General features: G+C 59.9%; 11 protein-coding genes. 3 read left to right on the forward strand and 8 right to left on the reverse strand.

The annotated features are described in order from the left end of the window. Window positions 1–18 precede the first annotated feature (18 nt). From CRO62_RS16035 to CRO62_RS16050, 4 genes are all read right to left on the reverse strand, one after another. Entirely contained in the window at window positions 19–1,080 is a 1,062-nt protein-coding gene (locus tag CRO62_RS16035; protein ID WP_003514159.1) for an ABC transporter ATP-binding protein, read from the reverse strand. Next, window positions 1,077–3,308, reverse strand: a complete 2,232-nt coding sequence (locus tag CRO62_RS16040; RefSeq protein ID WP_097100866.1) for an ABC transporter permease — start codon at window positions 3,306–3,308, stop codon at window positions 1,077–1,079. Before CRO62_RS16040 ends, CRO62_RS16035 begins: the two co-directional genes overlap by 4 nt. Before the next feature lie 86 nt (window positions 3,309–3,394). Next, window positions 3,395–4,420: an ABC transporter substrate-binding protein gene (locus CRO62_RS16045; protein WP_097100867.1), complete on the reverse strand. Its 1,026-nt coding sequence runs from the start codon at window positions 4,418–4,420 to the stop codon at window positions 3,395–3,397. Between the two features lie 117 nt (window positions 4,421–4,537). Next, entirely contained in the window at window positions 4,538–5,530 is a 993-nt protein-coding gene (locus CRO62_RS16050) for an ABC transporter substrate-binding protein (RefSeq protein WP_179784647.1), read from the reverse strand. Window positions 5,531–5,759: 229 nt separating this feature from the next. Here CRO62_RS16050 and CRO62_RS16055 point away from each other — a divergent pair, with 229 nt between their 5' ends. From CRO62_RS16055 to CRO62_RS16065, 3 genes are all read left to right on the forward strand, one after another. Further along, complete coding sequence (locus CRO62_RS16055; protein ID WP_003514167.1) at window positions 5,760–6,500, forward strand: response regulator transcription factor; 741 nt, start codon at window positions 5,760–5,762, stop codon at window positions 6,498–6,500. Then, complete coding sequence (locus CRO62_RS16060) at window positions 6,497–8,611, forward strand: sensor histidine kinase (RefSeq protein ID WP_097100868.1); 2,115 nt, start codon at window positions 6,497–6,499, stop codon at window positions 8,609–8,611. Before CRO62_RS16055 ends, CRO62_RS16060 begins: the two co-directional genes overlap by 4 nt. Before the next feature lie 139 nt (window positions 8,612–8,750). Further along, window positions 8,751–10,478 (forward strand): chemotaxis protein, encoded by a 1,728-nt coding sequence (locus CRO62_RS16065; RefSeq protein WP_097100869.1) that lies wholly within the window; start codon window positions 8,751–8,753, stop codon window positions 10,476–10,478. Window positions 10,479–10,536: 58 nt separating this feature from the next. Here the strand turns inward: CRO62_RS16065 and CRO62_RS16070 are convergent, their stop codons facing one another. From CRO62_RS16070 to CRO62_RS16085, 4 genes are all read right to left on the reverse strand, one after another. Continuing rightward, window positions 10,537–11,238 (reverse strand): ParA family protein, encoded by a 702-nt coding sequence (locus CRO62_RS16070; RefSeq protein WP_013636809.1) that lies wholly within the window; start codon window positions 11,236–11,238, stop codon window positions 10,537–10,539. A gap of 118 nt (window positions 11,239–11,356) precedes the next feature. Further along, the gene (locus tag CRO62_RS16075; protein WP_097100870.1) at window positions 11,357–12,445 is read right to left on the reverse strand and encodes a protein-glutamate methylesterase/protein-glutamine glutaminase; all 1,089 of its coding nucleotides are present in this window, start codon (window positions 12,443–12,445) and stop codon (window positions 11,357–11,359) included. A 12-nt stretch (window positions 12,446–12,457) separates the two neighbouring features. Further along, window positions 12,458–13,327 carry a CheR family methyltransferase gene (locus CRO62_RS16080; protein ID WP_065658622.1) on the reverse strand — a complete coding sequence of 290 codons (870 nt, stop codon included), beginning with the start codon at window positions 13,325–13,327 and terminating at the stop codon, window positions 12,458–12,460. Beyond that, complete coding sequence (locus CRO62_RS16085; RefSeq protein ID WP_003514179.1) at window positions 13,324–13,818, reverse strand: chemotaxis protein CheW; 495 nt, start codon at window positions 13,816–13,818, stop codon at window positions 13,324–13,326. Before CRO62_RS16085 ends, CRO62_RS16080 begins: the two co-directional genes overlap by 4 nt. Window position 13,819: the final 1 nt, after the last annotated feature.

Consider the following 13,819-nt stretch of genomic DNA (forward strand, 5'->3'; position numbering starts at 1 on the left):
CACGATACGCTTTGAAACTCAGGCCTGGATCAACGCAATGCCACGGTTCTTGAACCCGAGTGTGACATCGCTTTCGGGCGGCAGACTGGTCTCGACGGCATGGTCGATGATGAAGAGCGTGCCGATATCGGTCTCGACTTCGTACTCGACATGCCCGCCGAGATAGGCGCTGTGCAGCACCCGCCCGGCAAGCCCCTGTCCGCCGGATTGAGCGATGGAAATCGAACCCGGACGAACCGCAAGCTTTGCCGGGCCGGGCTTGGCGTTGCGTGCCGCAACACGGTGATCGATCCCTCCAACGCGGATCAACGCATCGGCGCCCTCAAGGCTGACCACCTCGCAGCCGACGACATTCGCCTCGCCCATGAAGTCGGCAATGAAGGAAGAAGCCGGCGCCTCGTAGAGTTCCCGCGGCGCGCCTGACTGGGCGATCTCACCTTCCTTCATCACGATGATCCGGTCGGAAACGGCCAGCGCCTCGTCCTGATCATGCGTCACATAAACGGCGGTAAAACCAAGCCGCTGCTGCAATTCCCGGATTTCGGTCCGAACCCGGCGGCGAAGACGCGCATCGAGGTTGGAAAGCGGCTCATCGAGCAGCAGCACCTGCGGCTCCAGCACCAGAGCGCGGGCAACCGCCACACGCTGCTGCTGACCACCGGAAAGCTCGGCAGGCAGGCGATGTCCCATGCCGGCCAGCCCCACGAGCTTCAGACCTTCCTCGGCCTTCTCCCGTGCTTCCGCCTTGCGCAGTCCGGAGGATTGCAGGCCATAAGCGACATTGTCGAGCGCCGTCATGTGCGGGAACAGGGCATAGGACTGGAAAACCATCGAGACATCGCGCTCATTGGCCGGCAGCATGGTCACATCCTTGTCGCCGATCAGAATGCGACCGGCCGTCGGATGTTCGAGCCCCGCCAGCATGCGCAGCGTCGTCGTCTTGCCGCAGCCGGAGGGACCGAGAAGTGTCACCAGCGTGCCGGGTTCGATGGTGAGCGAAAGGTCGGGGATGGCGGTGAAGGCGCCGAATGTCTTGCGGACATTCTGAAAGGTGACGGAACCGGGCTTTACGGAAATCATGCGGTTTTCTCCTGAGCGAGAGGAACGGAGGACACGGACGGCAGTCCCGCGACGCGGTTTTCGCGGCGCAGGCGACGCTCGCCTACAATGAGCTGGAAGCCGGTGATAACAGTGATCATCACCACGATCAGCATGGAGGAATAGGCAATGGCCACACCGTATTCGCCGTTTTCGACGAGACCGACGATATAGGACGTCGCCATGTTGTACTGGGCGCTGACGAGGAAGATGACGGCGCTGATCGAGGTAATCGCTCGGACGAAGGAGTAGACCAGAGCCGCCGTGATCGCCGGGCGCAGCAGTGGCAGGATCACTTTCCTGATTGTGCGGAAACTGTCGGCGCGCAGCGTCAGCGAGGCCTCATCGAGGCTTTTGTCGAGTTGGCTCATTGCCGCAATGCCGCCGCGCACGCCGACCGGCATGTTGCGGAAGACAAAGCAGGCGATCAGGATCAGCGCCGATCCCGTCATTTCCACCGGCGGCAGATTGAAGGCCATGATGTAGCTGACGCCGATGACCGTTCCAGGAATGGCAAAGCTCATCATCAGGGCAAATTCGAAGATGTTCCGACCGGCAAACTTCTGCCGCACGATGATATAGGCCGTCAGCAGACCGACGGCAGCGGTCAGCGGCGCCGACACCAGCGCGATCTCCATGGTCGTCCAGAACGAGTTCCAGGCAACACCGGTCCAGGCGATCGAGCCATTCGAGAAGCTGACGGAGAAAGCGCGGATGTAGTGGTCAAGCGTCAGCGAATTGTCGAGACCCCAGGTCTTCACGAAACCGCCGACGAGGATCATGCCGTACACGACGATGGTGAAGACCATCCACGGCACGACGACGGCATGGACACCGATGGACAGGCCGCGTGGCAGCGCGATATGCGCGCCGCTGTCGCCCTTGCCGGTAACTGTCGCGAAGTTCTTGCCGGCCAGCCAGAAACGCTGGGCGAGGAAGGCCGAAAGCGTGAAACACAGGAGGATAATAGCGAGAACAGCGGCGCGTGAAGGGTCGTTCTGCGAACCGACGACGGCAAAGAAGATTTCCGTCGACAGCACCCCATGCGTGCCACCAAGCACCAGCGGATTGCCGAAATCCGCCATGCTTTCGATGAAGCCGATGAGGAACGCATTGGCGAGACCCGGCTTCATCAGCGGCAGCGACACGCGCCAGAAGGTGCGCCAGCGGTCGGCGCGAAGCGTTTGCGACGCCTCCTCCATCGACGGACTGACACCTTCGACGACACCGATCAGCACCAGGAAGGATATCGGCGTGAAGGAGAGAACCTGCGCGATCCATATGCCGGTCATGCCGTAAAGCCAGCGGCCGGGTTCGATGCCGAAGAGATAGGAAAGCCATTCGGTGACGACACCGGCGCGGCCGAAGAGCAGCGTCAGGGCAAGACCGATGACGAAAGGCGGCGTTATGATCGGTAGAACCGTCAGAAGGCGCAGACCCTTCTTGAACGGAAAACGGGTGCGGGTGGCGACCAGCGCGAAACCCAACCCAAGCGCTGTGGAGCCGAAGGCGGTCATCAAGGCGAGGAAGAGCGTTCGCCAGGCAACGCCGCAGCGCTCTTCACCCGTGACACAGCCAAGGCTCCAGATGCCGGGATCCTGAATATTGCGGATGAAGCCATCGGCATTAAAGGAGCCATCGAAATCCTGAACGGATGCGATCAGCATGCTGCCGATCGGATAGAACACGAAAACGGTAACGAGGAAGGCCAGAATGGAAATCGAGCCGACGACAAAGGCATCGCCCTTCATCACGCCACGTTCGGCAAGCCCGAAGGCAAAGAAAAGCACAAAGACCAGCGACATGACGACGGCACCGGCGCCCATGGCGGGTTGACCATCGGAAAGCACGCCGAACAGGTTTTCACTGACGCTCCATGTCCAGCCGGTAAAGCCGATCGCCAGTCCCTGCAAAATCAGAACCACGAGACCGGCAGCACCAATCCACGCAAGAAGCTTGCCGCGCAGCATCGGATCGCCAATCGGGCGGACAAGGCATCCGGCAAGGAAAAACAGGCCGGCACCGGCAAGCCAGGGTTTTCCATAAACCAATATTTGCAGCACACCGGGCGCATTGCTGGGGGAAGAGAGAAACTCCGACAGCCAGCGGAAGCTGAAGAAGCCGCCTTCAATGCGATACCAGGGAAGAAAAACCAGGGCAAAAGCCCCGAGCGCCAGGACAATGTTCAGCCTGCGATTGCCACGTGTCATGGCCGACCTCGCTTATTTCATGCCGATGAAGGAACGGCGGACATCCCGACTTTCAAAAGCCGGGATGCCGATCGCCGGAGTTCAGATCAGTTTGCGACTGCACCGACCTCGCGGTCCCAGCGCTCCAGCAGAGCCTTGCGCTTGGCCGGGTCGCCATAGGTCTTGAAGTCGTAGTCGATGAGCTTGATGTCCTCGAACTTCGGCGCTTCCTTCGGCACTTCCGCCGTCTTGTTGGATGGAAGCTGGAAGGACTTGGCGTCCTTCATGCGTGACTGGACCTCTGGCTTCAGCGCCCAGTCGTACCAGGTCTTGGCATTTTCGAGGTTGCGGGCACCCTTGATGATCGACATGGAGCCGATTTCGTAGCCGGTACCTTCGCAGGGCGCGATGGACTTTACGGGGAAACCTTCCGCCGTCTGCGCCAAGGCATCATGCATGAAGACGATGCCAAGTGCCGTCTCGCCACGCGCTGCCGCCTTCACCGGCGCGGAGCCGGACTTGGTATATTGCGAGATGTTGGCGTTGAGCTTCTTCAGATAATCGATCGCCTGGTCTTCGCCCATGATCTGCACGAGCGAGGCAAGCGCCGTATAGGCTGTGCCCGAAGAGTTGGGATTGGCGATCTGGATTTCGCCCTTCAGTTCCGGTGCCAGCAGATCGGCCCAGCACTTCGGCTCCTTGTAACCCTTGGATTTGAAGATTTCGGTGTTGTAACCCCAGCCCAGCGCGCCGGCATAAACGCCGACGGTTCTGTAACCGGTGCTTTCCGCCTGTTTGACGGCCCAGTCCTGCAGCTGATCCAGCATCGGCGACTTGTATTCGAGCGTTAGGTTTTCGGAAGCCGCCTGCATGTGCGGATCGCCGGTGCCGGCCCACCAGATATCGGTCTTCGGGTTGCGGGCTTCCGCACGCACCTTGGCATAGGTCTCGCCGGAAGACAGGCGAACCATATTGACCTTGATGTCATGCGACTTTTCGAAATCGCCCTTCATCTGTTCGCAGATGACGACATCGGCCGAGCAGATCAGGTTAAGCTCGCCTGCCGCCTGCACCGATGTGGTGCCGAGTGCCGTACCGGCAAAAAGCAATGTGGAAAGTATCGTCAGTCGCATGGTTATCCTCCTGTAGCTTGCGTCTGAATGGTTGGGCAGTGCCAAAAACATGGCGCTGCCGGTCGCGGCATCGTGTGCTGCCACGCTGTCTGTCTTTTCGGTCTTGGATTGCTGACCCTACTGAGTCGGGTGAATTTCGTTGTCGAAGCGGGTCAACAATCGACTTCGCTCTTCGGGTTGGCCAAAGGTGGCGAAGTCGTAATCCACCATCTTGATCATCGATATATCGGGCGCCGTCAGCGGCAATGTCGCCCGGGCGTTGGATGGCACCTGGTTCTGCCCCGCCTTTGCCCCGGTTGCCTGTCCTGCCGGGGTCAGCGCGAATTCAACGAAGGACTGCGCCAGCGCATCGTTGTGGTTGCCCTTGACGATGCTGACCGCACCGATCTCGTAACCGGTTCCCTCGCAAGGGGCGACGATCACCAGCGGAAAGCCTTCGATCTTCTGTGTCACGGCGTCATGCATGAAGGAAATCCCGATCAGAATCTCCCCCCGCGCCGCCGCCTTCACGGGCGCCGAGCCGACCTTGGTGTAACTCACCACATTCTGGTTAAGCTTGCCCATGAAACTGAAAGCCTCCTCCTCGCCAAAGAGCTGGACAAGCGTGGCAAGCATGGTGAAGGCCGTGCCGGAATAGTTCGGATTGCCGGTCTGGATATGGCCGCGATAAATTTCCTTCGCCAGATCCTTCCAGCATGTCGGGGCCGGCAGATTGTTCTTGCCGAGCAGTTCCGAATTATAGGCAAAACCGAGCGCACCGGCATAGATTCCGGCCGATTTCGATCCCGACATCGCATTGAAATTCTGCGCCCATGGCAGCAGATCCTGCTGATGGGCGGGCTGATACTCTTCCAGAAGGCCTTCCGAACCCGCCTGCAAATGGGTGTCGCCAGTACCGCCCCACCAGACGTCGACAGTCGGATGGGAGCGTTCGGCACGAATCTGATCAAGGATTTCGCCGGTGCTCTTGCGAACCATCGAAATCTCGACCCCCATCCGCGCTTCGAAAGCCCGCTGCATGGTCACGCACCAAGCCTCGTCGACGCCGCACAGGACGTTCAACTTCGTCGCGGCCATGCCATGCCCTGCGCCGCACAGCCATAAGGCCATGCTCGCCGCAAGTGCGGTCAATGCTCTCAACTGAGCCTCCCTGCTTGGAACCTCCCCGTTCCAATCTCCGCCATTAGCATGTCACATCCTGACCGCACCGCAATCGAAGAATGGTTACCAATCTTTCGGAACAAGATTACAGATATTACAAATATGACAGGGCGGATAACCAGCTAGGCTTTGAAGATCGCGTCTGCCGCGCCTATGATGATGGCGGGAGGAATACGCCGTGCTTAATCAGAAGGTTCGCATTCTGATCGTCGAGGACGATCCGGATATGGCAGAGCTTATCTCGGACCTCGTCGAGGCCGAGGGCTGGCTGCCCACCTGCGCGCGCTCCGCCGAGGAAGCGGACGAGATATTGGCGAAGGACGTGATGCAGCTGGTGCTCGTAGACCACAACTTGCCCGGCACCTCCGGCCGCACCTTTGCCCAGAGACTGCGCAGCAAGGTTGATATCGGCATCGTCATGGTAACGGCTGCCGGCAGCGCCGCCGACCGGGTTCTCGGGCTGGAAACGGCGGCCGACGATTATGTCGTCAAACCCTTCGAACCGATCGAACTCACGGCAAGGATCAAGGCCGTTCTGCGCCGGACGATCCCCTCCTTGAAGCAGGAAAAAGACAGTGAGCGCGACCACGGCCGGGCAGCATTGCTCCTCAGCGACTGGGCGATTGATCTCAATGCCCGACAGGCGGTCTGCCTGACCGATCGCAGCAGAACGCTGACAAGTGCCGAATTCGCACTTCTGGAAATTCTGGCCGAAACGCCCAACCAGCCCGTCAGCCGCTCCCAGATTCTCGACAGGCTGGGCTCGGAAAGCGACCGCTATATCGATAGAAACGTCGATGTGCTGGTGCTGCGGCTGAGGCGCAAGATCGAGCGAAACCCCGATCTGCCGCGTCACATCAAGACGCGGCGCGGCAGGGGTTATGTGCTCCACACCGACGAGGGCGAGCTTTCTCCGTGATCAGCCGCTCCTTCCTTTCCTCGATCGCCTTTCGCCTGCCCTTTGCGATCGTCTTCATCTGCATCCTCGTCTTCAGCCTCTCAGCCATCGCCATCTACGGCCTGCAACGCGCCCGCGATGAAATGGCCGCCTACGGCCTGCAGGCCTTTTCCAGCCTTGCCAAGGCATCGCTGGTTTCGCGACAGGTCTCCGACCTCGTCTCGAGCGCACCGTTCCTGATGAATGCCGCCTCACCATATCGCGTCTCCAGCGAAAGCCGGTCCGTGGTCCAGCAGGTCGACATCCTGCTCGAGATGACAGGGCCCGGCAACGGTGATCGGGTCGCCCGCGGCTTTGCCAACGAGCGCATCGTCGAACTCCTCGAATTGATCAGAACACAGACGCTGGATCTGGCAAAGGATGCCGATGCGGCGCAGGGCCACAAGGCGGAAGCGGCAGCCGCGCTTGGCGAAATTGCCACGGGTCGCGGCATCACCGATCCCGAACTGCGCCGGCGGATGAACGGCATCGTGCAGGCCGCATCCGCATCCGACAGCCTCTTCCAGCTTGGCGAACTGCGCCGCCGCTATGTTGCCGAAACCACCGCGCGCCAGGAAGGTTATCCCGGAGAGCGGCTCCCAGTGGCCGAGTTGCAGCCCTATGAGCGGGTCTTTGAAGCGCAGAGCCGTTACCTCCTGGAAATGTTTGCGATCCGCGCCTCGGTGTCGCGGCTTCACATCGTGTCGCGCGATCTGTCCCATGTCACCGAAACCCAGAGCGATGCGGTTGCCCGCAGCCTGAACGAGGACCTGATCTCGACCTCGGACGCTCTGAGCCGGCTATTGGTCATCGTCGCAGTCGCTTCGCTTCTGGTTCTGGTGATGGCAACATTCTCGATCCGATCGGTGATGCGTGTCTCACGCGGGATCGCGACGCTTTCCAATGGCATGAACGCGCTCGCCAAGGGTGAAAAGGATGTCGGCCCGCCATCCTACACCGGATCGGAGACGGAACTGATCCGCCTGCTCGATGCATTCCGGGCTTTCCATGACAGCGTCGATCGCGTCTCCCGCCTGCGGCGCACGGCGGAAGCGGCGGCCCGAACCATCCGCTCAACCTTCCGCAACATGAATGAGGGAATAGCGCTGTTCGATCCGACCGGTCGGCCAATCACCATGAACCGCCGGATCATAGAACTTGTCGGTCGTTCCGGCTCGTCGCGTAAGCTGCCGCTTCGCCGTTTTGTCGAACCTATACCGGAGATCGATCCCGCACTGTTCCCTTTCGAGAGCGGCCGAGGCGAGTTGATGGACCGGGCAGTCGTGCGCCATCGCACCGGAGATCAACGAGTGATCGAAGTATCGATGTCACGCCAGCCGGATGGCGGTATCGTGCTGCTCGCCCGGGATGTGACTTCTCTCGATCGTCAGGAGGCGGAGGCCGCAAAAGCCCAGAGGCTTGATGGCATCATGCGCATGACCCATCAGGTCAGTCATGAAGTGGGCAACATGATCGGCATCATCACCGGCAGCCTCGGCCTGCTGGAGCGCGAAGCCGGTTTCAACGATCGCCAGAAACGCCACATCGCCCGCATCCGCAAGGCGGCGGATCGCGGCCGTTCTCTGGCCAGCAGCATGCTGACCATCGGCAGCCAGCAGCCCATTCATCCGAGCTGCATCAACGTCGCAAACCTGCTGCGCGGCATGGCCGATATCCTTGAGATTGCAGTCGGCCCGAAATGCAAGATTGCGCTGGAGATTGACGAGGATCTTCCCTCGATTGCGCTCGACCCTGCCCTCCTCGAGCAGTCCATCCTCAACCTTTGCCTGAATGCGGCAGCGGCCATGCCCGATGGTGGCCTGATCTCGATCAGCGCCGCTTCCGAGAAGGATGCACTGTTGATCGCGGTCACCGACGAGGGAGTGGGCATGACGCCCGAGGCGGTGGACAAGGCCTTCGAGCCCTATTTCACCACCCGGCAGGAACACGGCGGTGCAGGCCTCGGCCTTGCAATGGTCTACGGCTTCGTCCGGCAGAGCGGCGGCGAGGCGCATATCAGCTCGATGCCGGGCGATGGGGCAAGGGTACAACTGACTTTTCCGGTAGGCGCCGACCACGTCCAGATTCGATAAGCCCCGGGAAGGCCTTCAAGGGGGAGAGGAATTCGTCAACCAATTGAGTTGTTAACTCCCGATCAACTCAGAATATTCACTGTCCGTTTCTTCCTGCTCTCTAGGATCACGCCATCCGAGTATGGGAAACAGTGCCGTCGTGAAAAATCAACCAAAAGCTGAAGCCAGTGATCCGCAAGCGTACCTGACCGCGCGCCTTGCAACCGCACAGTCTCGTATCGAGAAGACCTTTCTCGAAGGCGGCTCCGTGCTCGTTTCAGTCATGGACATCCTGAACCAGCTCATCACCATATTGGACCGCATGACGGGTTCGATGGACGGCGATACCGCGGATGCGGCAATGGCCAACATGCAAAAGACTATTGAGGACATGGTCCGCCTGCCGGAAACCGAACAGTTGCGACAGGCCGCCTTCGTTGAAATGAGTTCCCTTTGCAAATCTGCAAACGGCCATGTCGATGATATCCGCGAGACGATCCGTTACCTGAAAACCTTTGCGGTCACGGTAAAGATCACCGGCGCAGGCATCGCCGAATTTTCCTCCTTTGCCGAGGAAATCCGCGAACGCATCCATTTCGGCGGCACTGAAGTCGGCAAATTCGCGCAATATCTCGATCTCATGGACAAGCAGCTTGCCAGAGCGCGCGACGTCTCCTCCGTCATCGGCGCCGATTTCGAAGCAACGATCCCCGGCATCGTCGGAGGTTTGAAGGCAAATTCCGGTCGCATCGGCGAACAGCATCGCGCCATGACGGCCATGGCGGCCAAGGTGAAATCCGTTGCGCAGGGCGTGCAGGGCAAGATAGCGGCAACGCTGTCCTCCCTCCAGATCGGCGACATCACCCGCCAACGTGTCGAACATGTGCAGACGACACTCGCCCTGTTCAGCGATTATCTGAATTCCGAAGAGGCGCAGGCGTTAAATTCCGCCGAAATGGACGCTCTTTACGACACCGTTTTCGAGATGGTCAGCGCCCAGATCGACGAGATGGCAACCACGTTCCAGCAGGATTGCCGCAAGATTTTTGCAGGCATCTCAAGTTTCGCCGACGATGCCGCAACCATTCTTTCACTGCGCGACACCCTGGTGGAAGATGCTGCCAATGATGGCGGCAGCGCGTTGCAGCTGCTTGAGAAGGACATAGCAAAGGCGTGCGATCTGGCCGGGCGTGTTCAGGAGGGCATGGCGGATGCCAATGCGGTCGTCGCTTCCGTTACCGGTACCGCACAGGACCTGTTGCACGGCATTGAAGTGCTGCGTTCGATCAAGACTGAAATCCATTATATGGCGCTGAACTCAAACCTGCGCTGCTCGAAACTGGGCGACGAAGGCCGGGCGGTCAATGTCGTCAGCGGCGAGCTGCGGGTCTTTGCCGACAAGCTGGAAGGCCCGGCGGATTCGATCGTTGCCAATCTCCACCGGATCGAAAGCGTAATTACAAATCTGAAGACGGCAGAGAACCGAAGCGCCGGTGACCTGCGGGAACCATTGAACGAAGCGCTGGAAGCCATAAGCCACGCGAAGGGTCAGATGGAAACCGGTCTTCAGGATCTCGCCACGGAAGGTCAGGCCGTTTTCAGCCGCATCAGTGCCGCCGTGATCAAGCTCGATTTCGAAAGCGAACTCGGCGACGTTCTGAAAGAATGCCATCACGTGGCAAGCGGGCTGGCCGCCGGCGGCGCCGGCGACATTTCCGGCTTCGCGGAGAAAATCCAGCCGTTTTCGGCACGAATCTACAAGATCTACACGATGGCGCAGGAGCGCGACGTGCATCTTCGCTACTTGCCGGTCGATCTTGCGTCCGGGCAGAAAGCACCCGCCACCGTCGAAGATGACGACGATCTGTTCGCCGACGCGCTTTTCTAGAGCGTATTCGATTTAAACGGGATCGATGGGGCGCTTCTACTGCGCCGGATTGCCGGCGTCAGGCCGCCTGCATCAGTTTGCCAGGGCTTTTCTTGCTGGAGGCCTCAAGGAGACGGAGAACCTCGGCGGCGAAAGCTTCGGCATTCTGCAGAGCCTTGTCTAGATTGCTGACATGGCCGGCTTTCATCATATGCAGGCATCCATCGAATTCGAACATATCGCGAAACGCAGAACGTTCGAAAATGGGCGTATCGAGAACACGTACATTCCTTTGCGCCAGCAGTTCCCGTGCGGCCAGAAGCGCGCGGGTCGTGACCAGCGGATTGACGCGGGTCAGCACGACGGAATGGTCGATCCGGATATTCGCCTTTTCATCGAGATAACGCAGCAGCTCCAGCACCTGCGCCCCGCCCTGCGCATCCATGGTGCTGCCCTGAACGGGTATCAGCACATGGTTGGAGAGACCGATCGCAGTCGCGAGCAGGGGCGATTGCGCGCCGGGCAGGTCGATGATCACATGATCGAACGCACGGCGGCTGTCGATGACATGCTGCTGTAACGTCGCCGCCGTCACATAGGTGATGACTGAAAAATCGACACGCGCATCGGCCTTTTCACGCCAGCGGGAAATCCAGCGCTGTGGATCGGTATCGATGACGCAAACCCGCGATCCGCGCCGCGCCAGTTCGGACGCCAGGAGAAGAACCGCCGTAGTTTTCCCGGCACCGCCCTTGGTATTCGCGAAGGTGATAACTGGCATGGCATGATCCGGAAAACTGGGCGGAGACGGTCATGCCTCGCGGAACGCACCTGTCGCATGGTGTTGCCGCCATCATTGGCGAGTTTGGTTAATGCCGGGTAAAAAACGGGTCACGCCATCAGCGGCGGCGGTCTTCGGCCTGAATTTCCAGCGCGATCCTGTCGAGCGGCAGAACCTTGTCGACACCGCCATGGGCGATCGCTTCCTTCGGCATGCCGAAGACAACAGAGGATGCTTCGTCCTGCGCCACCGTGAAAGCGCCGGCCTGGTGCATCTCCAGCATGCCGCGTGCGCCATCGTCACCCATGCCTGTCATGATGATGCCCATGGCGTTGGCACCGGCGGCACGCGCGGAAGAACGAAACAGAACGTCCACCGAAGGCCGGTGTCGCGAAACCAGTGGCCCGGTGCGGACCGAAACGCGATAACGTGCACCCTGCCGTTCCAGCAGCATATGTCTGTCGCCCGGCGCAATCAGCACATGGCCGCGCAGCACCGGATCGCCGTCCTCGGCCTCCTTGATCTCGACATCGCAGAGACTGTTCAGGCGTTTTGCAAATGCGGCGGTAAATTTTTCCGGCATATGCTGAACGATCACGATGCCGGGTGAATTGGCCGGCAGCTTCATCAGCATTGCGCGCAACGCTTCTGTGCCGCCGGTGGATGCACCAACACAGACCACCATTTCAGTGGTGCGTGCCATGGCCTTGCCCGAAGGCGGCGGCAACACGGCGTCGGCGGTGAGCTTGGCCTGCGGACCGCTTGCGGCAGCCGAACGCAGTGCCGCCCGCGCAGTGCCGACGCGGGCGTGCGCCGCACTTTTGACGACCTCGCAGATGCGCGTGGCCTGCTCCGCCAGATGATCGGCAGCGCCTATCCTCGGCTTGAGGATGATGTCGACTGCCCCCGCCTCCAGCGCCTGAAGCAGGGTTTCCGATCCGGCCTCGGTCAGCGACGAGCACATGACTACAGGGATCGGTTTCTGCGACATGATCTTGCGCAGGAAGGTGATGCCGTCCATGCGCGGCATTTCCACATCAAGCGTGATGACATCGGGAATTTCTTCCTGGATGCGCTTGGCCGCAACAAACGGATCGGCAGCGGCCCCGATCACCTCAATGCCGGGATCGCTTTCGAGAACCTCCGTCAGGGTCTGCCGGACGCTGGCGGAATCGTCGACGATGAGAACGCGGATTTTTTTCGACATGGCTCTCTGTCGCTATTGCTTCTTGAAAACGGTATTGGCGACCTGCCGCAGGGGCAGGTCGATACCGGTTATCGTTTCGGAATGACCGATGAAAAGGTAACCGCCCGGTACCAGGCGCTTGCACAATTGGGTCAGGACGTGCACCTGCGTTTTTTTATCAAAGTAGATGAGAACGTTACGGCAGAAGAGAAGGTGCACCGCATCGCCGATCTGGTAGGTCGGGTCCATGAGATTAAGGCGGGCAAAACCGATCTTGGAACGCAGCCGCGGCACGATACGAACCTCCCGTCGTCCGGCATCGACCGACCGCATGACATATTTCCGCATCATGTCGGCCGGAACCGGTTCGAGCAGTTCACGGGCATAGATACCGCTATGGGCTTTCCTGAGCACATCAGTGGAAAGGTCGGTCGCAAGGATGCTGAAATTGTTGATGACCTGTTTCTCGGCCGCTTCGGCCAGCACCATCGCCATGGTATAGGGTTCCGCACCCGTCGAACAGGCGGAACTCCAGGCGCGGATACGCCCATGGCCTTCACCCGCAAGTGCAGGCAAAGCGAATTTCTCCATGTAGTCGAAATGGTTCGGCTCGCGGAAAAAATCCGTCTTGTTGGTCGTCACCACGTCAATCAGGTAGATCGCTTCCTCTTCCAGTCCGTCTTCGCGGAAGAGGAAATTGCAATATTGAGCGAAGGTGGCATGCCCCGTGGCGCGAAGGCGCTTGCGCAGACGCCCTTCCAGCATGGTGCGCTTGCTGTCCGGCATCTTTATGCCGCTGTAATTGTAGATGTATTCGGCGAGCAGCCGGAAATCCCGCTGGCTCAGGCCATCATGCGCGGAGCTGGCAGCAATGGAGGCATCCACGGAAAGGGCTCTCCTCATGCCGCCTGAACCGGTGTGCCGCCCTGCCGGGCAATGGCGTTTTCTTCATTCGAGAAAAGCTTTGCAAGATCGATGATGACGACGAAATCACCTTCCCGGCGAACCACACCCGCAATGTAGTCGGAGTTCCAGTGAACGCCGATATCGGGTGCGGTTTCCATCTGGTCGCGACGGAACGGCGTCACCTCGAATACCTTGTCCGCCACGAGACCTATCGCCAGCGTGCGGGATGGAAACGGAATATCCAGCACCAGCACGCGGGTATGGGGTGTCCGCACGCTGCGGCTCATTCCGAGCCGCAGCCGCAGATCGATGATGGGCACACCCTGCCCGCGCACATCTCTCAGACCCAGCAGATATTCAGGACTATGCGGAATCTTGAACGTGTCCTCATAGTCGAGGATTTCACGGACGACCGCGACGGATACCGCAAAGACCTCCTCACCGAGGCTGAATGTCACGAACTGGCCTTCTGAAGATGTGCTGGTCATG

Source organism: Rhizobium sp. AN6A (assembly GCF_900215635.1).
Classification (GTDB): Bacteria; Pseudomonadota; Alphaproteobacteria; order Rhizobiales; family Rhizobiaceae; genus Agrobacterium; species Agrobacterium tumefaciens.

Excerpts from the sequence above, each read along its gene's own strand:
- CRO62_RS16035 (WP_003514159.1), bottom strand. The coding sequence starts at position 1,080 with ATGATTTCCGTAAAGCCCGGTTCCGTCACCTTTCAGAATGTCCGCAAG.
- CRO62_RS16040 (WP_097100866.1), bottom strand. The coding sequence starts at position 3,308 with ATGACACGTGGCAATCGCAGGCTGAACATTGTCCTGGCGCTCGGGGCT.
- CRO62_RS16045 (WP_097100867.1), bottom strand. The coding sequence starts at position 4,420 with ATGCGACTGACGATACTTTCCACATTGCTTTTTGCCGGTACGGCACTC.
- CRO62_RS16050 (WP_179784647.1), bottom strand. The coding sequence starts at position 5,530 with ATGGCCTTATGGCTGTGCGGCGCAGGGCATGGCATGGCCGCGACGAAG.
- CRO62_RS16070 (WP_013636809.1), bottom strand. The coding sequence starts at position 11,238 with ATGCCAGTTATCACCTTCGCGAATACCAAGGGCGGTGCCGGGAAAACT.
- CRO62_RS16075 (WP_097100870.1), bottom strand. The coding sequence starts at position 12,445 with ATGTCGAAAAAAATCCGCGTTCTCATCGTCGACGATTCCGCCAGCGTC.
- CRO62_RS16080 (WP_065658622.1), bottom strand. The coding sequence starts at position 13,327 with ATGAGGAGAGCCCTTTCCGTGGATGCCTCCATTGCTGCCAGCTCCGCG.
- CRO62_RS16085 (WP_003514179.1), bottom strand. The coding sequence starts at position 13,818 with ATGACCAGCACATCTTCAGAAGGCCAGTTCGTGACATTCAGCCTCGGT.